Source organism: Acidaminobacter sp. QWL-03, assembly GCF_058683855.1.
Window position 1 is genome coordinate 1,451,215 of record NZ_CM178752.1, and the last position, 20,982, is coordinate 1,472,196.

General features: G+C 51.4%; 15 protein-coding genes. 1 reads left to right on the forward strand and 14 read right to left on the reverse strand.

What is annotated here, in order from left to right:
- The 9 genes from AC4PHM_RS06650 to AC4PHM_RS06690 form a co-directional block, all read right to left on the reverse strand.
- Entirely contained in the window at positions 1-924 is a 924-nt protein-coding gene (locus tag AC4PHM_RS06650; RefSeq protein WP_492020107.1) for a bifunctional enoyl-CoA hydratase/phosphate acetyltransferase, read from the reverse strand.
- Between the two features lie 256 nt (positions 925-1,180).
- Complete coding sequence (locus tag AC4PHM_RS06655) at positions 1,181-2,314, reverse strand: tetratricopeptide repeat protein (protein WP_492020109.1); 1,134 nt, start codon at positions 2,312-2,314, stop codon at positions 1,181-1,183.
- A gap of 23 nt (positions 2,315-2,337) precedes the next feature.
- Positions 2,338-3,159 (reverse strand): NAD(+)/NADH kinase, encoded by an 822-nt coding sequence (locus AC4PHM_RS06660; protein ID WP_492020110.1) that lies wholly within the window; start codon positions 3,157-3,159, stop codon positions 2,338-2,340.
- Positions 3,160-3,189: 30 nt separating this feature from the next.
- Positions 3,190-3,927 (reverse strand): hypothetical protein, encoded by a 738-nt coding sequence (locus AC4PHM_RS06665; RefSeq protein WP_492020112.1) that lies wholly within the window; start codon positions 3,925-3,927, stop codon positions 3,190-3,192.
- Positions 3,915-5,786, reverse strand: a complete 1,872-nt coding sequence (locus AC4PHM_RS06670; RefSeq protein WP_492020113.1) for a B12-binding domain-containing radical SAM protein — start codon at positions 5,784-5,786, stop codon at positions 3,915-3,917. The genes AC4PHM_RS06665 and AC4PHM_RS06670 overlap by 13 nt, the downstream gene beginning before the upstream one ends.
- A gap of 31 nt (positions 5,787-5,817) precedes the next feature.
- Complete coding sequence (gene bshA / locus AC4PHM_RS06675; protein WP_492020114.1) at positions 5,818-6,942, reverse strand: N-acetyl-alpha-D-glucosaminyl L-malate synthase BshA; 1,125 nt, start codon at positions 6,940-6,942, stop codon at positions 5,818-5,820.
- Positions 6,943-6,966: 24 nt separating this feature from the next.
- Positions 6,967-8,622: a bacillithiol biosynthesis cysteine-adding enzyme BshC gene (gene bshC / locus AC4PHM_RS06680; protein WP_492020116.1), complete on the reverse strand. Its 1,656-nt coding sequence runs from the start codon at positions 8,620-8,622 to the stop codon at positions 6,967-6,969.
- Between the two features lie 185 nt (positions 8,623-8,807).
- Positions 8,808-10,511, reverse strand: coding sequence for an arginine--tRNA ligase (gene argS / locus AC4PHM_RS06685; RefSeq protein ID WP_492020117.1), 1,704 nt, complete (start codon positions 10,509-10,511; stop codon positions 8,808-8,810).
- 28 nt (positions 10,512-10,539) lie between these two features.
- A complete protein-coding gene (locus tag AC4PHM_RS06690; protein ID WP_492020118.1) occupies positions 10,540-10,779 on the reverse strand; it encodes a hypothetical protein in 240 nt (79 codons plus the stop codon).
- Positions 10,780-11,106: 327 nt separating this feature from the next.
- Between AC4PHM_RS06690 and AC4PHM_RS06695 the strand changes: the two genes are divergently transcribed.
- Entirely contained in the window at positions 11,107-11,946 is an 840-nt protein-coding gene (locus AC4PHM_RS06695; RefSeq protein WP_492020119.1) for a rhomboid family intramembrane serine protease, read from the forward strand.
- Between the two features lie 121 nt (positions 11,947-12,067).
- On the opposite strand, the gene AC4PHM_RS06700 is transcribed toward AC4PHM_RS06695, so the two are convergent.
- The 5 genes from AC4PHM_RS06700 to pheT all read right to left on the reverse strand — a co-directional run bounded on the left by AC4PHM_RS06700 (position 12,068) and on the right by pheT (position 20,978).
- Complete coding sequence (locus tag AC4PHM_RS06700) at positions 12,068-12,535, reverse strand: 2-thiouracil desulfurase family protein (protein WP_492020120.1); 468 nt, start codon at positions 12,533-12,535, stop codon at positions 12,068-12,070.
- A 37-nt stretch (positions 12,536-12,572) separates the two neighbouring features.
- Complete coding sequence (locus AC4PHM_RS06705; protein ID WP_492020121.1) at positions 12,573-14,945, reverse strand: endonuclease MutS2; 2,373 nt, start codon at positions 14,943-14,945, stop codon at positions 12,573-12,575.
- An 83-nt stretch (positions 14,946-15,028) separates the two neighbouring features.
- A complete protein-coding gene (locus tag AC4PHM_RS06710) occupies positions 15,029-17,626 on the reverse strand; it encodes a U32 family peptidase (protein WP_492020122.1) in 2,598 nt (865 codons plus the stop codon).
- A 151-nt stretch (positions 17,627-17,777) separates the two neighbouring features.
- On the reverse strand, positions 17,778-18,320 hold the full coding sequence (locus AC4PHM_RS06715; protein WP_492020123.1) for a cell division protein ZapA: 543 nt from the start codon (positions 18,318-18,320) through the stop codon (positions 17,778-17,780).
- A gap of 261 nt (positions 18,321-18,581) precedes the next feature.
- On the reverse strand, positions 18,582-20,978 hold the full coding sequence (gene pheT / locus AC4PHM_RS06720; RefSeq protein WP_492020124.1) for a phenylalanine--tRNA ligase subunit beta: 2,397 nt from the start codon (positions 20,976-20,978) through the stop codon (positions 18,582-18,584).
- Positions 20,979-20,982: the final 4 nt, after the last annotated feature.

Genomic DNA, 20,982 nt, shown 5'->3' on the forward strand with positions numbered 1-20,982 from the left:
TCAAGCTTGTATTTCTGACTGACCCGCTGCAATAACACTGCCAAGCGCAATGGAATAAAGCTTGACCTCAGCCGTATCCGCACGGGATACCAGGACCACCGGCACTTTGGCGCCCATGATGATTCCTGCCGACTCCGCATTAGCCAGGTAAGTCAGTGCTTTACCAATGCCGTTGCCCACTTCGATGTTTGGCACCAGCAATACATCCACATCCCCGGCAATGTCACTTTTAAATCCTTTGATGTCTGCCGCTTCCCTTGAAACCGCAAGGTCAAAGGCAAGCGGTCCCTCGACAATAGCCTTGTCCCCGAATGCCCCTTCCCGGCACATGTTCTCCAGAGCGCGAGCGTCCACGGTTGCCGGCATCTTATCACTTACTTTTTCCTTGGCGGCGAGACACGCCACCTTGACGGTGTCCATGCCCAGCGCGTAGGCGGCACAGAGCGCATTGCGTATGATGGTGGCTTTTTCAGCCAATGTGGGCTCAATGTTCATACCGCCATCTGTAAGAAAAAGAAGTTTGTGATAGGTTGGCAGATCATAAAGCATGACGTGACTGAGTTGATTGTCTGTTCTTAGCCCATAGTCACGGTTCAGCACAGCTTTCAGTAAAATTGAGGTGTCAATGAGACCTTTCATGAGAAAATCCGCCTTGCCGTCACGAACCAGTTGGACGCTGATTTGAGCGGAGGCCTCAAGCTCCTTTTCATCAATAATTTCAAACGCGCCACATTCAATTTGCTCTGAGGCACAAAGCTCAACAATTTTCTGACGATCCCCTACCAGAATTGGAACAATGAGTCCCATATCTGCCGCTTTGGCCACAGCGCCCAATACTTCAGGATCCTGCGCGGCTGCGACTGCAAGCCGCATAGTTTTTTGAGCCGCAGCTGCCTCTAAAAGCTGATCAAAGTTTTTGATCAAACTGTTACAACCTCCTTTTATAAACACCCACTTTAGCATCTTAACATTTGACTTGCCTGATACGGAAAGTTATTTTTGTTGAAGCATTCAATATTTTTTGTAATTCCAAGTCCATTTTAATCAATATTGAGAAAAAGTTCAAGTAGGGATCATCCATTTTTCACAAAGCCTTCTCACAAAATGTGCAAAAAAAGCCGGTTCCCCACCGGCAATTTTGTTGTTTTTTATAAAATTTCGCTTTTAATAAATTCATCTGCTATGAAAGCCGGCTTGAATCCGTGCCCAACTGCCTTAGCCAAGCAGCGGTGACTTCATCTTCCGGATTGATCTCGTAAGCCCGCTCTATAAGTTGTCTCGCCTGTTTCAAATCGCCAAGATGCAGCATGACTATGCCCTTATTGCAGAGTAAATCCGGCGAATCCGGGTGCATCTTAAGCGCTTCGCTGTAAACAATCTCAGCGTCATGAAACATGCTCAGGGACATCAAGCATAGTCCAATCTCATTGTGGATTTCTGGGCTGCCGGTGTTTAAACGCAGCGCGCGTCTGAAGTAGTCCAGCGCTTCATTATACTGCTCCTTTTGACGGTAAGCCAGACCTATGAAGAAGAGCAGATTCCACCAATCATCGTGAAATTCCTCAAGGGGCAGGAGTTTGACCAGCCCTTCATCGGCAAAGCCATCCAAAACCAGCATATAACCTTCTTCATACTGGATTCGACTCCACAGATCGTCCAGCTGACGCACCATCTCGTCACGCAGATCCTCGTCGACGCCCAGGTGCATGGCACGACGCCATGAGGACTCCGCAGCTTTATAGGACTTCCTGTTCACAAGCTGAAAGCCCATGAGATAGTAAAGGGGGGCAAAGTCCGGAAACTTCTCGAGGGATTCTGACAACAGCTCGAAGACATCCTCTTCCAGTTTCTTTTCCTCTGGTGAATTCTCGGCAAACCGTTCGGATTGGCGCAGGGCGCACCTCGCCAGATTATAGATGACCTGAGGCTGATCCTCAGCAATCTGAGCTGCGGCATGCAGATAAATAACCGCATCCAGCCACTTCTCCTCTTCTTCAAGCCGCGCCACTTTCGCTTCAAGCAGCGCCAGCAGACCCGGCATTAATTCAGCAAGAAACGCCTTATACGCACTCGCATGAGGAAAATCGGGATCAAAACCAAGCGTCCAGCACATGCCCTCCGCAAGATTATCCGCCGTAAAGTCCGTGTCGCTGACCCCTTTGACTTTGTCGACCAAACGATCGACTCTGATAGGCAGGGGCACGCGTTCATCAAGCGTAATGCCTCCCAGTGTCAATGTCTTTCCTTCCTTAAGCTCAATGAACATCACTTCGTCCGCTCTGCGCTTCAAAAGCATGCGGCTGCGTTCCAGCATTTATAATCTACCTCCAGTAAAGACTAATCGCTCAGTACTCTGCTGACGCGCTTGTCTATGATTTTATTTCTGAAAAGCTCAAAATAATCAAAATCCCCATAACGAAGAATTTTCACCTCTTTATGTGCCGCGCGCACAGAGATTTGCGAGATGAAATCATCCGTGACCTTTCTGCCGTCACAAGCGACAATCACCGCACGCATTTGCGCCTTCACAATTGAGAAATCAATGACGGTTTCGATGGGTACCACCATGGAGGTCTTAAGAGGACGGTTAATGCTGTTGTCGTTCGCATGAATCGGTGTAATCTGATACACAGGCAGCTCTGAATGGGTCGCCACACCGCCGGCCCAGATCGCGTAACCCGTGGAGCCAATAGGCGTTGAGATGATAAAGCCATCTCCCGTAAAGTAATTGAACGGCTTGCCGTCAATATAGATTTTAACCTCAAGCAGTCTTGGCTCCAGATGCTTGATCAGGATTTCATTAAAGGCATAACTGTCAATTTCATCCCCATTCACGGTTTTGCAGCGCACCTCGAGCAGCGGATAACTCTGGATGGAATAGTCCTTGTTTTCCAGCAGTTCCAAAATAATGTCCAGTTGATTTGGAGGGACGCTGGGCAGGAATCCCAGAGTGCCTGTATTGACGCCAAGGAAAGGAATTTTCATAGCCCTGTACCGCCTGATCGCGCTCAGCATGGTGCCGTCGCCGCCTATGACAATAATGAGGTCAGCGTTTTCGGATACGACTTTATAGCCTGCTGCCGTCAGCATCCTGAACAATTTGTCCTTAACTTCCAGGGATGTTTTTTTTGTATTGCTGTATAGCGTGATGTTTTTCAAGTAGGACCACCGCCTTATCAAAGTAAATCATCAGTTGCGATACATGGTCTCCGTAAACAGGCGCTTGCGCCTCGTCGTTTTGTATAAGACATCAAACAGATACCCTCTGTAAATCATTCCAAAACTGATTAATCCCGCCGAAACGACACTGAGCACCAACAAATTGAGCCAGCCCAGTCCGAGAGGCGAAAGCGCGCCATCGACCAGCGCTCTTACCGCAAAGAGAAGTGCGAAGATCACCGCGTTGGGCACCAGCCAGCTGATGGCATTTTCTCTGGTGAACTCAACGGTTTTTACAAAAGTATCCGCCTCGCTGAAATATTTCTGATAAATCATTTCTGGCAGTGGGTTTAATATGACAAACGCAAAGAAATAAATGGCGATCAGGACAAACCCCAGTCCCATGGCATTCAAAATAGGAGACAAGAGCAGACTCGCACCGTAATTCGCCACCCATACCACAAAGAGGACCATGTAGACCTTTCTAAAGTGTACGGTAAATCCATTTTTAAAATCGTCCATATCGAATTTGCGCCGCGTGATGACCTGATGAATGATATGGAGATAATCAGAAATAATGGCTGCTTCCACAACAAAAATCAGGATGCCGCCCAAAAATCCCATCATGGCCGCTACGCTTCCTGCGACCATGGTCAAAGCCATATAGGGAATTGCCAGCAGGAAAATCAGCAAGTTGTTTTTAAACGCGCTGACGGCTTTCTTTAAAACAGAACGGTTTGTCAGTACCAAATCTTTCAAGATTTCCATAAAGTCACCTCAAGGCGCGCTTGCGCGTAATCATAGTGCTCACTGACAGCAGACCGCCGGGCAGTGTCCACCCAGCCCAACCATATGCCATGGTCAGCATGGTCGAAGTCTCTTCGGCCCTCAAGCCAGGCATTCATATCGATATCAAAAATCTGATAGCGGATGCGTTTAAGCAATGTCTTCACGGGGATGTCAGGGTCAGACGCCCTCAAGGCTTCATGGATCGAGGCTTTGAGCTCAGGCGTCTCATCCAGTTCCCGCCCCTGCAAATCAACCGTCCGGGTTGTACGTCGTCGCTTCGCCAGCGCGACTAAGCAGTCATAATCCAGGAGGTTTTTGAATACAGGCATGTACCAACTCTGAGCTTGCAAATAGGCTTCAAGGTGCCCGTAATGGGCTTCGCTCCGGTAAGCCTGCTGGTCAAAGCCCTGCTTTTTAACAAACTCAGAAAAACCGAAGAAGAAGGCCGATGGTCGCTGTCCGCACTTTTCAAGCGCTGCCTCAAGGGTCACCGAAAAGCCTCCGGAATTGTAATAGAGGTCGACCAGCGCTTCAATCCGCTTCAAGCTGGTTAATTGCTCAAAGTCAATGTGAGTATTCCCGAGCACTTCGTAAGGCGGATGTGACTCCCTGATATACCCGAATTTTTCTGCCTGCTCTGAGAGCGGGGATCCGGGAATCAGTTTCAGAAAGCCCAGCTGTAAGGCGTGGGGTCTTAAGTCAAAGACTTCATCAAAGGATTTCAAAAACCGCTCATAAGTTTCGAAGGGAAGCCCCGCTATGAGATCCAGATGAAGGTGAATATTGCCAAGGGCTTTGAGCCGCCTGCACACTTCAGCCGTCTTCACAAAAGGAAGTGGCCGCATGACCGCCGTCATGGCCTCCTCACAGGTGGACTGCACGCCAATTTCAAATTGAAACTGACCAGGTCTCGCTTTTGCCAGCAGCTCAAAATCCTGCTCTTTCAGCAAAGCCGCGGTTATTTCAAAGTGGAAGCCGGTGATCCCATTGTCATTTTCGATCAGAAACTTGAAAATTTCACGGGTTCGATCAGAATCCACATTAAAAGTACGGTCAACAAATTTCACCTGCATGACTTCAGCCTTTATAAATCTGGCGAGATCTTCCTTGACGCGCGTTAGGCTAAAAGTTCTGACCCCCGGTTCTCTGGAGGAAAGACAATAGGCACAGCGATACGGACAGCCCCTGGAAGCTTCGTAATAGAGCATTCTGCCGGCGCCAAAGTCTTCTGCTTTGTAAGGGAAAGGAATGCTGTCCAGGTCTGTGATCAGAGGAGCCTTCCCATGGTTGAGAATGCCACCGGCAGTCCGCTCTGTCAGACCCGGTATGGCGTACGCCACTGACTGCGTCAATTTGCGCTCCAAATAAGCACCTAAGATCTCTTCGCCTTCGCCCGTGACAATGACATCGATAAAATCGTGATCTTCGAGGTAAACCTCTGAATCGAAGGCGGATTCGGGCCCGCCAAACAAAATAACAGTGTCCGGAAGTACCCTTTTAAGCGAGGCCGCCAGTTTTAAGGTTGCTTCAACATTCCAGATGTAAACAGAAAAACAGAGTACCTCCGGCTGGGTTTCAAACAAGGTTCTGAGAATGTGCTCGTGGGGCTGGTTGATGGTGAATTCCAAAAGCCTGAGAGTCAGAGGCGACGCCCCCTGTTCGGCAGCGCCGGTGAGGACTTGGGCTGGGGGGGCGGTTTGGGAACCATCGGCAAAAGCACTTTCAGCCGTAGCGGCGGCATGGAGATTAAAGCGCTGTTCCAGCGCAGCCCTCAGGTAACGCAGGCTCAGGCTCATATGGGTATAGCGGGAGTTCAGTGTGGTCAGAACGACGTTCAAGGTGTGATCCCGCCTTTCGTTTGGATTGTCTCTAGACTTGTGACAGCAGGGACTCATACAGTGCTACATACTGCGCTGCTATGGTCTGCTCCTCAAAGGCAGAGGTGGCTCTATGACGGGCGGCTGATGCCATAGCCCGGTGGCGCTCAGGACTGGATAAAATGGCGACTGCGTCGGCGATCATCTTTGCCGTATCCCCTACGTCTGACAGGGCGCCGCTGACGCCATCCTCGACGACCTCAGGGATTCCGCCGGTAATGCTTGCAATGACCGGAACTTCACAGGCCATGGCTTCCAGCGCGGCCAGACCAAAGCTCTCCTTTTCGGAGGGCAGCAGGAAGAGGTCGGAGCAGGACAACAGAGCGACGACATTGTCCTGTTTTCCCATAAAGTGGACACGATCACGCAGGTTGAAGCGGTCGGTCAGCTCGTAGGCAGTCCGAATCTCCGGGCCATCGCCGACCAGCATTAAATGAGCGGGACACTCGGCGTTCACGCCCCTGAAGATCTCCATGACATCCTGAATGCGCTTGACGGTTCTGAAATTCGAGATGTGAATCAGGACCTTCTGCCCCTCGGGGACTTTCAGGCGGGCGCGCGAGCAGAGCGCAGGCATTTTGCGGTACTGGGCAGTATTGACGAAATTGTGGATCATATGGAACGGCGGGATGATTGTCAGGGATTTGAGGGCGACCTGTTTCAGATCTTCGGAGACCGCCGTCAGCGCGTCCATCTGATTAATACTGAACTCAGTGACGTCCCTCAGACTTTGGTCTTCTGCCATAATGGTCACGTCCGTGCCGTGAAGTGTGGTCACGGTTCTGACTTGATCTCCCAGCATCTGAGCCGCCATGTGAACCGCCATGGTATGGGGCACGGCGTAGTGGGCATGGAGAATCTGAAGGCCTTCCCTTCTGGCGACTTCATAGATTTTATTGGCGAGGGCCAGGATATAGGGCGGATATTTGAACACAGGATAGTTGGAGACGTCCACTTCATGAAAGAAGATATTTTCGTGGAACTCAGTCAGCCTGAAGGGCTTGTCATAGGTGATGAAGTGGACCTCATGGCCAAGGTTGGCCAAATGAATGCCAAGTTCTGTCGCGACAACGCCGCTGCCGCCATAGGAAGGATAACAGACCATGCCAATTTTCAATTGCGACAACTCCTTTGGGCTGCTTCAGCCGAGCATGATAATCCGGTGGTCCGGGTTGAGAGGGACCTCGTTGAGCAGGAAATCGATCAAGGTATTGCCTCGCTCCGCGTAGTACTGAAGGATGGACAAGGTCCGTTCCTGAAGGTGGCCGCCCGGCATGAGCTGGGCTTCAACCGCGGTCAGGTCACGGGTGACCTGTCTGTGGTTTCTTCGGTGAAAACGGTGGGCTTTTTCTTTAAGATAGTTCATCTGCCCTTTGATAAGCCCGATATTCTTTTCGGACAATGACTCCAGGTCAGGGCTGATTTCCAGAACTTTTTGAAGGAGGATTCTGTATTCATCCTCGAACTTTTCAATATAGTTATCAAACAAGGTGTCGATTCTGACCTCATCCCGAAGATCCAGAAGATGATCCCGGATGGCGCTGATGCCGCACATCAGGACATTTTCCGGAGACAGGTCATAGTGGTTCAGCACCTCTTTGACCTCTTTCTGCACCAGTGTAAAGTTTTCTCTTGGATAAAAAACCGGCGCCTGTCTTCCAAATACCTGGTAGACTTTGTCCAGCTGGGCGTAGTAGTTCAGTTCGCCCGGTCCTGCAACATAAGCCAGGGTCGGCAGCAGGACATCCTGGACGACAGGCCTGAGCACCACATTGGTGCTGAAGTCGTGAGGTCTCTCCTTTATACGGTCCAGAAGCGCCTCTTTGGAATATCTGATCTGCTGACCGCCATGCTCAATGTAGTAACCCTCCTGATCGCTGCGCAGCGCCAGACGTTCCTCATGCTCATAGATAAAAAGCTGGAGGCCCTGGGGGTCAAACTCAATTGCTTTCTGATAACCTTTGTTTTCAACGCGCTCAGTCTGCTGCTTTAAGGCGTCTATGACCGCGGCTTGTTTCTCTACGGCTGTTAAAAAGAAATTGGTCTCCAGCGCCCTGAGCTCAGGAATCATAGGATCCAGCAAGACAAGGCCGTATTCGTGAAAGAGCCGGCTCATGATACGGCCGAACCAATTGCTGAGGGAATCCCTGTCAATAAAAGTTGTCGACAGAAGTGATTCGAAGTGATCTATGGATTCATTCCCGGCAAAATCAGACAAGATTTGTTCGATGGAGTGCTTAACGCTGCTGTTGGTTTCAAGATGGCCTACGGACATTTTCTTGAGATTGACACGTTTGAGAGACTTTCGGTCTGTCTTGTCGATCTCCACCTTTTTAAGTCTTCCGCCGATTATATAGTGGGCTGCTTTTATTTCATGAAAGTCATGATCTTCAGAAGCAATCCAGAAGACCGGCACTACAGGTCTTCCAATTTCTGCCTCCAGGCTTTTTGCAAGCTTCAGTGTCGTAATGGCCTTGTAAACGGTGTAGAGCGCGCCGGTAAAAATACCCGCCTGCTGCCCTGTCACAACGACGACAGTGTCATTTTGCTTCAATCTTTCCAGATTCTCGAGGGTCTTCTCTGAGCAGCCGAGGCTGCAATTGTAGGCTTCCAGTGCCTCGCAGAGCGCTTCTCTGTTGACAGGCTGGTCCTCCAATTCTTTCAGCCGGCGCTGAAAGCTCTCAGGATCTCGGAAATTTTTGCTGTAAAGGGACGCGACGGTGTCGTAGTGGTCGACATAGGCGCCGGCGAGCCCTTTGAAAATTTTAAATTGACTGGATTGTGCGTGCAGTTCCATAACATTCGTCCTTTGACTATTGTGACATTATTATATCGCTATTTTTTGTTCCAGCTTGATGTCATTTGATTAAGTTCGTCAGCTATTCATTATTATACCATAAACAAGCCGGTCAACGCGCCCTTTAGAGGGCGAGTTTGACCGGCTTGTGCTCGGACGTTAAACTGGTTCTTCCTGATGGAAGCCTACATTTTGACAGGTGCTTTGAGGCTGATCAGGAACAGTGCATTTTTGATGGTTTGACGCGTTGCGTCGACCAGCGCCAGTCGCGCTGTAGACAGCACCGCATCCTCAGACAGGATAGGATTGTCATGATAGAACCGGTTGAACTCCTGCGCCAGATTGACGACATAGCGCGTAATTAAGGATGGCTCATATTTCTCAGCAGCGTCGCTGACGATTTCAGGGAACTGACGGATCAGTTTCACGACCTCGCTGGTAGCCGCGTCAGACAATTTACTGAAGTCCACTGGCTGCTCGAGAAGCTGGGGTGCTGCTTTTCTCAGGACACTGCAGGCACGGGCGTGGGTATACTGAACATATGGCCCGGTCTCACCGTCGAAGGAAAGGGTTTTGTCGAGACTGAAGGTGTAGTCCTTGATCCGGTTGTTTGAAAGTTCCTGGAACACGACTGCCCCAATGCCAACCTGTGCCGCGACCTCGTCTTTGTGCTCAAGATTAGGGTTTTTGTCCGCAATGATTTCCTTAGTCTTTTCAACGGCTTTCTTCAAGACCTCTTCGAGGAAGACCACGCGGCCTTTGCGTGTCGACAGTGAACCCTCTTCCAGAGCCACGGTGCCAAATTCAACATGGATACAATCCTTCACCCAGTCGTAGCCCATCAGCTCGACGACCTTCATCCACTGCTGGAAATGCAGCTTTTGAGGCGCACCGACGACATAGACATTCTTGTCAAAGTTATAATGCTTCTTTCTATAAAGAGCCGCCGTGATGTCGCGTGTCAGATACAGCGTGGAGCCGTCTTTCTTGGTGATGAGCGCCGGCGGCATGCCATAAGGCTCCAGATCGACGATCTCAGCGCCCTCAGACACTTTCATGATGCCCTTTTGGCGCATTTCATCAAGAACGGCTGGCATCTTGTCTGAATAGAAGCTCTCGCCCGCGTAGGAATCAAAGTGGACGTCCAGCATGCCGTAGACACGGCTGAACTCCTTAAGGCTGATGTCCCGGAACCACTCCCATAGTGCATAGGCTTCAGGGTCGTTGTCCTCCAGGCGCTTGAACCAGCTTCTCGCTTCATCTTCCAGGGCCGGGTTGTTCTCCGCCTCGTCATGGAACTTCACGTAGATCTTCAGGAGCTCAGGGATTGGGTCAGCTTCAATGGTGTCCTTGTCGCCCCAGAGCTTGAACGCGACGATCAGCTTGCCGAACTGCGTGCCATAGTCTCCCAGGTGATTTATGCCGATGGTATTGTATCCCAAAAACTTATGGATTCTATAAAGGGAATTTCCGATCATAGTGCTGCGGATATGCCCCATATGGAAGGGTTTGGCAATGTTGGTGGACGAAAACTCAACAATGACGGTCTTGCCTTCGCCTTTTGTAGAGGAGCCATAAAGATCTCCAAGCTCGAGAACGTCCTTCAATACATCCTCAGCGAGCTGGGCTTTGTCCATGGTAAAGTTGACATAGGCGCTTGCTGCCTCAACTTTTTCATAAAGCGGATCCCCTGAAATTTTTTCTGCCAGCTCAGCAGCGATCAGGTTTGGTGCCTTTTTCAGCGCTTTCGCATATCTGAAGCACGGAAACGCAAAATCGCCCATGTCCGTATATTTGGGCAGCTCAATGAGCGCCATGATCTCTTCCTCTGTGGCGATTTCAAGATGTGGTGCCAGATGTGATGCAATGATTTTTCTGTAGTCCTTCACGTGATTCCCTCCATGTAGATTCCATATTTTATGGTCTTTCAACCTTTTTCTGTCGTTTTCCTTCTGCTGCCCATTGTCCTTGACTGGTTGGTGCTGGTTGGTGCTGGTTGGTGCTGGTTGGTGCTGGTTGGTGCTGGTTGGTGCTGGTTGGTGCTGGTTGGTGCTGGTTGGTGCTGGTTGGTGCTGGTTGGTGCTGGTTGGTGCTGGTTGGTGCTTTTTTTTGCTGAAAAATCAAAAACGCCTCTATCCTGGGATAGAGACGAATCAACCGCGTTACCACTCTAATTGACGTCCCAGGTGTTTGGGATGTCCTCTCAGATCCTGTAATGGCGGACTCACCAGCGCGCTCAGCATTAAACAGCCTGACGCGCGTCTCCGGGGCGCGATTTCGCGGATTAGCCCATGTCATCCTCCCACCCTCGATGACTCGCTGAAAAAGACTTAACCTGCTACTTTCCCCTTCACAGACACTTTAACTTTTGTTAGTTCACTGCATTTGTTAATCAGTTTACCACAGCCGCTCATGAGAATCAAGGGATGCCCTTGATCACGCTGTGTCTCTTTGTTATCATGGAGATACTGTGAGGTGTCCGCCATGATTTTAGAGCAAACCAAGAAACCCCTGTTTCTGAGTCATATTCTGATTTTCATAAATGTGGCTGTCTTTTTAGTAATGATGTATTTTGATTCAAGTTTATCGACGCTGACGCTGATTCGCTTTGGCGCGAAGATCAACTACCGGATTGCGGATCTGGAACTTTATCGCCTGATCACACCCATGTTTCTCCATGCCAACCTCCTGCACCTCGGCTTCAACAGCTATGCCCTTCACCTGTTCGGCCGGGATACGGAAATGATTTTTGGCAAAACCCGTTTTCTGATCATATACTTTGCTGCCGGCATCACCGGGACTGTAGGCAGTTTTCTCCTCAATGACAACGTTTCCGTTGGTGCCTCCGGCGCCATCTTTGGTTTGATTGGGGCAAACCTGTATCTATTCACGCTGAATAAGGATGTTTACAGAAGAATCTTTGGAAATGATATTTTCGTGCTGCTAGGCATCAACGTGGTTTATGGCTTTGTGAATCCCATGATTGACAATACGGCCCATCTGGCGGGTCTCCTGGGCGGCTTCCTGGCCGCGTGGTCTGTGGGTTACCGCTACCAGGTGAAGTATACCTGGAAAAACTGGGGCGCCCGGCTTGCTCTCGTCTTGATGGTCGCGGCTTCATTGACTTTTGGTCTGACAGCGTATAGGACTTCTGCCGAGTACTTTTTCAAAAAAGGTTATTTTTCCGCAGTAGACGGGCAGATTACAACCGCTCTCGAAGCCCTGAAAACCGGTGAAGAGCGCTTCCCTGAGGATGAGCGCTTTCCTTCCCTCATTGCGGAGATAGAAAAGCTTATTCAGGAATTGAACCTCAACAGCAACTGACTCAATTTGGGGACGCGGACGGGTTCAAAAAAAGTGCCAGAGCTTCACACAATTCACTACAATTCTAAAAACCTCCGCAGGGTGAGTCACACTCACCTTGTGGAGGTTTTTTCCATGCCCTTTAAACCAGCGCCTTCTCTGAAATCACAGCTACGCCCTGATCTCTCAATACCCGCACTGTGAGTCCCATTCCTGGAATCTTGACGCCCGTAAACGTGCCATCATAGATCAGGCTGCTGCCGCAGGAAGGGCTGCCTTCTTTCAGGATCGCTGCCTCGAGTTTCAACACTTTGAAAATCTCGAGGGTTTCCTCGGCGCCGCGCTGGAAGCTTTCTGTCACATCCAGGCCATCTTTAGTGATGACCCTGCCATTCAAAATCTCAGCTGGCGGCCGCGGCGTCGTCAGTCCGCCCAGCTGTTCCGGGCAAACAGGGATCAGCGTGTATCTCTCAGCTAGCCCTCTGACCGCCTCTGCCGTATAATTGCTGGTCCCGTCGTATTTACAGCGGACACCGAGAAGGCATGCTGAAACACCAATGCGCGTCCCATCCGGCAGTGTCCGCAACTCAAAATCGAGCTTATGCTCCACCAAATCTCACCCCCCGTAAAATCCAACTAAATCACGCCTACTTCAGCTCCAGAACCGTCACCCCAATGCCGCCTTCTCCATATGCACCATCCCGCGCCGTCTTGACATGGGGATGATTCCTGAAATAGGGTTTGAGCCCGGCCTTGAGTGCACCCGTACCAATGCCGTGAATAATCCTGACCGACTTTAGATTGGCCAGGCAGGCATCATCCAGATACTTATCAAGCTCCGCCATAGCTTCCTCAACGTTAAGACCCCTAAGATCAATTTCAGTCCTGGCATTCAAGCTCTTGGTTTCAAATCCGCGGCCACCGCCTTTTGACTGACGCTTAGCCGGGGTCACCTTTTCTTCGATCTTTTTCAGATTGCTGACATTGACACTGATTTTCATGATCCCAACCTGCACCATCAGGTCCCCATTTGCATCCGGCAAGGTCACGACATTGCCACGCTGATTCAGATGGACCAGCTGGACGAGATCCCCGAGCTTTAGATCTTTAGGCGGCTCCACCTCATAAAGATCCTCGAGCAGCGGCGTTTGCAGATCATCCATGTTGGACTTCAGCTTGCGTCTGAGCTCTTCTACCCTTCTGAGGTGTTCTTTGGATAGACCGCCGGAGATGTCGCGGAGTTCCTTTGCGAGCGCATCGGCTTCTTCCTTGGCTTCTCTTAAAAGCTTGCGCGCTTCTTCCTTCGCCTCTCGGATCAACCTGGCCCGTTGCTCAGCAATTTTTTCGTCCTTCTCCTCGAGGGTCTTTCGCAGTTTTTCCGCTTCGATCCTCATGCGAACCGCCTCATCCCGCTCAGCTTCAGAGGTCTTTCGGTTGTACTCAATCTTCGCCAGCACATCCTCGAAGGCTATGGCATTGGTCTCTATCCAGGTTTTCGCACTATCAATAATTTCTTTGCTGAGGCCCAGCTTCCGGGAAATTTCAAAGGCATTGGACTTGCCTGGTACGCCAATCAGCAGCTTATAGGTCGGACTTAATGTCTCAACATCAAATTCCACACTGGCATTTTCCACCCCAGGGGTCACCAACGCGAACTCTTTCAGCTCACTGTAGTGGGTCGTCGCCACCGTGGTGACTTTCCAGGCGAACAGTTTAGTCAGAATCGCCTTGGCCAGTGCCGCACCCTCTGTCGGATCCGTGCCGGCGCCCAGCTCGTCGAAGAGCACCAGTGAATTGGCATCCACATGATTGAGAATATCCACAATATTCGTCATATGGGACGAGAAGGTGGAAAGGCTCTGCTCTATGGACTGCTCGTCCCCAATATCTGCGAAGACCTGGTCGAAAACCGCAATTTTCGAGCCGTAATCCGCTGGAATGTGGAGGCCGCACTGGGTCATCAGCGTCAGCAGACCTACGGTTTTCAGCGTCACCGTTTTACCGCCGGTATTCGGTCCTGTAATCAGCAGCGTCTTGAAATTCTCCCCGATCCAGAAATTCGTCGGCACGACCACTTTAGGATCAATCAACGGGTGGCGCCCATTTTTCAAACGGATTTTACCTTCGCGGTTCAGTTCCGGTGAGGTCGCCTTCATCTTGTGGGCCAGCTTTCCCTTGGCCAGAATAAAGTCGAGCTGCACCAGCGTTTCCTGATTCGAGAGCAGCGTGTCTGCAACCTCAGACACCTCAGCCGTGATCTCCGTAAGGATTCTGATGATCTCCTCCTGCTCCTTCAGCCTGAGTTCTTTCAAGCTGTTATTGAGCTCAACAACCGCAAATGGCTCAATATATAGCGTCGACCCGCTGCCGGACTGGTCGTGGACCAGACCTTTGATCATGTGTTTGTACTCATTTTTAACCGGTACCACAAAACGGTCCTGGCGGATGGTCACCAACGCATCCTGCAGGTATTTTTGGTTTGAAGTATCTCTAATGATGGAATCCAGCTTGTTTCGGATTGCCTGGTGCTTGTTCTCGATCTCTCTTCGAATCTTTCGCAGCTCGTGGCTGGCATTGTCCGACACCAGATTTTCACCCAGGATCGCGTTATTGATGGTATCTTCGAGAGGTTTGACGGGCACAAGACCATCGGCCAAGCCCTTGAGAATAGGCATTTCACTGCCTTCACCGGCATTTTTCGCAATAAACTGCTTCACATTTCTGGCCGTTCTCAGGGTATCCGAAACCTCCATCAGCTGTCCAGGTGACAAAAACGACCCTATGGTTGAAATTTTCGCATGGGCCCTCAAATCGTGAACCGGACCAAATGGCGGACTGGAATGGCGCATGATCAGCGCGCTCGCTTCATCTGTCTCATTCAACCGGTCGCGGACTTCGCTATAATCACCGCTGGGTTCGAGCTCGAGCACTTTTTCCCGGGTCAACCCGCAGGAAACGAGCTCTGCCAGCATGGCTATGATTTTGGGCAGCTCAAGGACACGTATAGATCTGGGATTCATGGTGCAACCCTCCTGAATACTATTCTAAACAATTCAAATTTCCTTTGCATACTCATTTATAAAATGCACTGCTCTGCGCTGACCTAATAAACCCCTCTGAAAAAGTGCCCGTGGGTTCTTGGAAACTCGGTGCGAATTGGCGTCCGTTTGCCCGCGATCCGCTCCTTATGGGCCAGTACGAGGTCCATGATCTCGTCCGGTGACTCAATGGTAAAATGCAGCCTGTAACGGGTGACCCCCGCAGCGCTGAGCCTCTCCAGCTGATCCGACAAATCCAGCACGCGGCTGTTCAAGACCTCTGTCCAGCACGGCCCCGTCTTGACTACAGGAAAAATCGCCCCCGTCTTGTCGCGCAGACCATAAGCTTTCCCGCTGCAAAGCGCACAGCCCTGAGCCGGTCCCCCAAGCCCCGTGCGGATAGGACAGTGGGGCGTCAACATGACCGGCAGATGCCCAAACCCTATGATTTCCAAGGCACCCAAGGCATTTTTGCCGATGGTCTCTATCCCCTCCCCCGTCAGTTCCGGAGACAAGGTGACCACTTCAGCGCCCAGTCCTCTGACTATGCGCTCTGAGCCTGCATTGAGCACATTAAGGCCGTAATCCGCCGTCACATGTGCCGCAAACTGCTTTGCCCAGCCAATCAAACCTGGCGAATTGACAACTATGCGCTCGGGTTTCAATCGACTGAGAATCTGAGCATTTTTTTCAACCATGCGGCTGGTATTTGGCCTGGACCACTGCCACGAGAGACTCGCCTGGTAGCGCTGCGCCAAGCTTTGAGCCTGCTCCAGATCGCTGAGCGGTCCTCTGAAGTATACTTCTTTTAAACCAGCCTCCAGAGCCAAATGAAGTCTGCCCAGGTCGGGTACCGAGGCACAAAGGGTTATTGCGATTTCTCGCCTCTTGACCTCAGCTTCACCCGAGCCGGGTTCGTCGGTGACGGGTTCGGCAGCAGTCTCAGAACCAATCTCAGAACCACGCAAAACCCCTTCCTCATTTGCCAATTCTGTCGCCGTCGATTTTAATGTCAATGTCAATGTCGACGTCGCCGCAAGTGCTGCAGACGTCGCGGGCACTTCAGCGATTTCTTCGAGTGTGCCATATTCTGCCAAAGGCGACTTCTCAACCTGTACAACCATGGACTGCGTGCGCGCCGCGTCCAATCGCTCCGCCGCCAGCCGCCTGGTTTCATTGATGACTTTGATAGGCAAAGTGGAAAGCTCGTCCAGCGACAAGTCAAACTCTATGGCTTCATAAGCCGTGGTTCCCAGCTTGGAGAGCTGCTCAAGCAGCCGCTCCCGATCCAGAGGCTTCTTGATGGCGGCTTCAGCCGGCATTTCGGAGACTGCGCAGCCTTGATGCCCCTGGGCATCCGTCAGGCATACCTCCAGCGGCAGCCCTGTCTTTAGGACCGCAGCTGCCTTAACCGGGACTTTCCTGGCGCGCTCATGAATTTCCGCCTGCAGACGATCCATTTCTTTCTTGTCATAGGTTCGTCTGAGGACGTCACCTTTGTGACAGGCTGCTTTGTAATTGATTCTGACCTGTAGCCCTTTTGCGGCAGTTTTGACTCTCTGCCCTTTATGGAGGATGTATTCCACGCGGCAGCCGCTGCTTTCCTTGCCCCTTCGAATCTGGAGCTCGTCGCCAACAACGAGGTCCTCAAGGAGCTCGACTTCAACCTCTTCTGCCCGGGCGTCGAAGCGATTCACGCTCGCCACTGGAAGCCCTTGGTTACCCGGAATTTCAGCGCTCAAGTAGCTGTCACCGCGCTCCCCAAGCACCCAGCCCTTGGTAAAGCCCCGGTTGAAAATCTTCTCGAGACTTCTGTCCGTCTCTTCCAACTCCTGTGCGCTATAGGCTACACCCTTCAAATGACGGTCTATGGCTGTTCTGTAGGCCTTGACAGTCTGATAGACGAACTCCGGCCCCTTCATGCGGCCCTCTATTTTCAGCGAGGTCACGCCGGCATCCATTATGTCGCCTATGTGATCAAGTGTATTCAGGTCCTTTGGACTGAGCCTATAAATGCCGGTGTTGCCGCCAACGCTCTCCTCCGTCTCAAGATCGATCAAGTCATAGGCTTGTCGACAGGACTGCGCACACTGTCCACGGTTGCCGCTGCGACCGCCAATCATGCTGCTCATGTAGCACTGGCCCGACACGCTCACACAGAGCGCACCATGGACGAAGAGCTCCAGCTCCGCGCCCGTCTGATCAACTATAGTCCGCACTTCCTCAAGGCGCATTTCCCGAGGCAGGACAACGCGTTTGACCCCCAGCGCGGTGAGTGCTTTTACGTCTTCAACGTTTTGTGCCGCCATTTGTGTGGAGGCGTGAATTTCCATTTGAGGATAACGGCTTCTGGCCCATTCCAGCACCCCAAAGTCCTGTACAATCCAGGCATCCATGCCTATGGCCGCCATTCTGTCCAGAAACGCCTCCAGGGCATTTCTTTCATGGTCATAGACCAGAGTATTGACGGTCAGGTAAACACGGACGCCCAGCAGATGCGCGTCCCGAACCGCTTCTGACAGAGACGCGTCGTCAAAGTTCGCGGCGCTTTGACGTGCGCCAAAGGCGTCTCCGCCCAGATATATGGCATCAGCGCCGGCTTTCAGAGCGGCTTCAAAGGAAGCTCTGCTCCCGGCGGGAGCGAGTAATTCAAATTTGGACATGATGGTCCCCTTCTTTCAAGTGGTGTTATACTAAATTGGCGTCAGATGCGGAAAATGGTGTCAGACACCGCCTTCCAAAATGGAAGGTGGTGTCTGACACCATTTTCCTCCCATAAAAAAGTGGCGGAACTAGTCCCGCCACTTCATTGTATCAGCCTTCCTGAAAACTGTCGAGAAAATCGACGAGTTCCCGTTCCTTCAGCGCCAACTGTTCAGAAAGCTCTGCTTTCTCGGATTCCAGAACAATGACTTTGCTCTCCCGCTCGCTGATCGTACGGCTTTGTTCTTCAATTTTCAGCTTTAATGCCACAATAGTCTTGTCATGTTCTCTGGCACTCTGTGAAAGCTTGTCAAAATCCGTAGCCAGCCGTTCATACTCAAGACTTTTGAGCTCATAATTCCTATGCAGGGCGTCAATTTTGTCCTGAACTTCCTGCTGATTGATTGTAGGGTCCTGAATGCGCTTTTCAAGCTCTTCGTTTCGCGTCGCAATCTTGAGATACTCATCTGTGACATTAAGGGCCGTCAGTACTGCAATCATGGAAGTACTGAGTTTCTTGTTGGCAGAAGCGATTTCCTTCATTTTGTCGTCGACGACATTGGCCACACGCTGCATATATTCCCTGGTATCTTCACTGACCAAGGTATATTCGTGTCCCATGATGCGGACGACGACTTTATTTTTGTCCGGCATTTCATCCGACCCCTTTCCTGCTGTGCGTTATAACTCCGGTGCTTGAAAGTTTGAGTCCCTGCTCGTCCTACCGACTGGTAAAGGATTTCAATACACTTCAATCTTGGCTGCCTAAGCACCGGAGAAACGAATAGGTCGACTCCGGAGGGGTCGGTGAGCGCTCAGCCCACACCAACCCAACACAGAGTCATTCGAATTATCTATTCGATACCCAATTCAAATTCCCTTCAACCTCATACAAGAAAGTATAAAAAATTATAATTATCTCAGTTTCGCACCGACCGCTGTGGAAAGTGCCGCCAGCTGCGTCTCAAAGACCTTGCTGACCTCAGCGTCTGTCAAAGTTCTGTCCCCTGCTCTGTACACCAGGGCATAGGCCATGGACTTGTGGCCCGCTTCAATCTGCTTGCCTTTATAGACGTCAAACAGCGCAACGCTCTCAAGGATCTTTCCGCCGTTTTGCTTCAGAATCTCCAGCATCTCCGCGTTGGTCACCTCATCCCGGACGAGAACAGCCAGGTCTCTGGACATAGCCGGGAACTTAGGCAGCGGATTATATTTGCGGTCGAGGTTCGCTTTTTCAATCATCCAGGCCAGCTCGAGCTCCGCCAGATAAGCCTTGCCTTCAAAGCCAAAGGCTTCGACGACCTTAGGGTGCACTTCACCCACTGTGCCGAGGCAGCAGTCGCCGTGGAAGACCTGAGCGCAGCGTCCCGGGTGATAACTTGTATGGGTCGTCATAGGACGCCACTCGATGTCCTGAATGCCATACAGATCCAGAAGATTCTCGACGCTGCCCTTCATTGTGAAGAAGGATTCCGTCTGTCCAAAAGCCCCCATGACCAGGGTCTGGCGCTCTTCTGGCAGCTCCTGGAGCGGCAGAGACTCCGCAATGAAGCGGTACCCAATCTCAAAAGACCGCACCGCAGGCAGACGACGGTTAAAGTTCCTCGCCAATACCTCAAGCTGGTTCGCCGCCAGCGTCGTTCTCATGACACTGTACTCTTCACCCAGCGGATTGATCAGCCTGATCTGCAGCCGCTCAGGTGCGTCTTCAGGGAGATTCAGCCAGTCTGGCTGGGATGGGCTGACGAAGGAATACGTCGATGTTTCATTGTAGCCGTCTGCAGTGAGCTGAGCCCGCGCAGCCGCCACAAGAGTTTGGTTATAATTCAGTCCGCCCGTTGAAGCGTCGTGAGGCAGCGTCGTATCGACCACATCATAACCATACATTCTGGCGACTTCCTCAATCAGATCAATTTCCTTTTCAAGGTCCAGACGGTGCGCAGGCACCTGGCAGCGCAGCAGGCCGTTCTCCAGCGCACACACGATCTCAAGGCGCTCCAGATACCCTTTAATAGCCTCTTCAGAGAGCTTTGTGCCGATGATCGCGTTGATCCGCGCAGGACGCGCCACAATCTCTTTTTCTTCGAGAGGCTTTGGATAGACGTCAATGACGCCGCCGACGACATCCCCAGCATCCAGCTGATGGATCAATTGAACCACCCGGTCGACCACCGGCAGGACATGGCAGTGTGCCACGCCTTTTTCAAAGCGCGCCGACGCCTCGGTACGCAGTCCAAGCGCCTTTGAGCTGCGGCGTATATTCGTCTTATCAAAGGAGGCGACCTCGATCAGAATATTTTTGGTATGATCCGTGATCTCCGTATTTTCGCCGCCCATGATGCCCGCGAGGCCAACCGGATGCGTCGCGTCCGCTATGACCAGTGTCTCGTGGTCCAACGTTCTTTCAACGCTGTCCAGCGTCACGATCTTCTCACCTTCATGGGCTCTGCGGACGATGATCTTTCCGCCGCCCAAGGTGTCGAAGTCAAAGGCGTGGATAGGCTGGCCGTACTCCAGCATCACATAGTTCGTGATGTCGACAATATTGTTGATTGGGCGCACGCCCGCCTTCATCAGTCTGAGCTGCAGCCACATAGGGGATGGCGCAATACGGACATTTCGAACCACTTTGGCCGCATAACGCGGGCAAAGGTCTGCGTCGAGGATCTCCACAGACGCGACCTCATGGATGTCTCCTGTCTCAGGAACGTCAATGCGTGCAATTTTACGCTTAGGACGCTCAAAGGTCGCAGACGCTTCACGGGCGATCCCCAGCATGCTGAGACAGTCCGGGCGGTTAGGCGTGATTTCAAATTCAACGACCTGATCCGCAAACTCCGGCACCGCTTCCTGAAGAGGCGCGCCAAGCGGGAGTGGTCCGTCGAGGATATAGATGCCATCGGCAAATTTCTTTGGGATGACGTTATCTGCAAATCCAAGTTCTTCCAAGGAGCAGAGCATGCCATCCGAGTCAATGCCTCTCAGCTTACTCTTCTTGATCTTGACGCCGCCGCAGATCCACGAATTGTGGACCGCTACAGGAATATAAGCGCCCTCAAAGCAGTTGTCCGCGCCTGTGACGATCTGCGTCACGCGCTCGCCAAGGTCCACCTGCATAACCCAAAGCTTGTCCGCTTCAGGGTGGCGCTTCACTTCGGTAATTTTACCAACCACAATATTTTTGATGCCCTGGCAGACTTCAGAAATCGCTTCAGTCTTGGAACCGGACATGACCATACGGTCTTCAAAGTAGTTCAATGAGAGATCGTCGATCTCCACATAATCTTTTAACCACGCTATAGGTACCAGCATTATC

Bases quoted from the DNA above. Each gene is read 5' to 3' on its own strand.
- AC4PHM_RS06655 (WP_492020109.1), bottom strand. From the start codon at position 2,314: ATGCTGGAACGCAGCCGCATGCTTTTGAAGCGCAGAGCGGACGAAGTG.
- AC4PHM_RS06665 (WP_492020112.1), bottom strand. From the start codon at position 3,927: ATGGAAATCTTGAAAGATTTGGTACTGACAAACCGTTCTGTTTTAAAG.
- bshC (WP_492020116.1), bottom strand. From the start codon at position 8,622: ATGGAACTGCACGCACAATCCAGTCAATTTAAAATTTTCAAAGGGCTC.
- AC4PHM_RS06695 (WP_492020119.1), top strand. From the start codon at position 11,107: ATGATTTTAGAGCAAACCAAGAAACCCCTGTTTCTGAGTCATATTCTG.
- AC4PHM_RS06705 (WP_492020121.1), bottom strand. From the start codon at position 14,945: ATGAATCCCAGATCTATACGTGTCCTTGAGCTGCCCAAAATCATAGCC.
- AC4PHM_RS06710 (WP_492020122.1), bottom strand. From the start codon at position 17,626: ATGTCCAAATTTGAATTACTCGCTCCCGCCGGGAGCAGAGCTTCCTTT.
- AC4PHM_RS06715 (WP_492020123.1), bottom strand. From the start codon at position 18,320: ATGCCGGACAAAAATAAAGTCGTCGTCCGCATCATGGGACACGAATAT.
- pheT (WP_492020124.1), bottom strand. From the start codon at position 20,978: ATGCTGGTACCTATAGCGTGGTTAAAAGATTATGTGGAGATCGACGAT.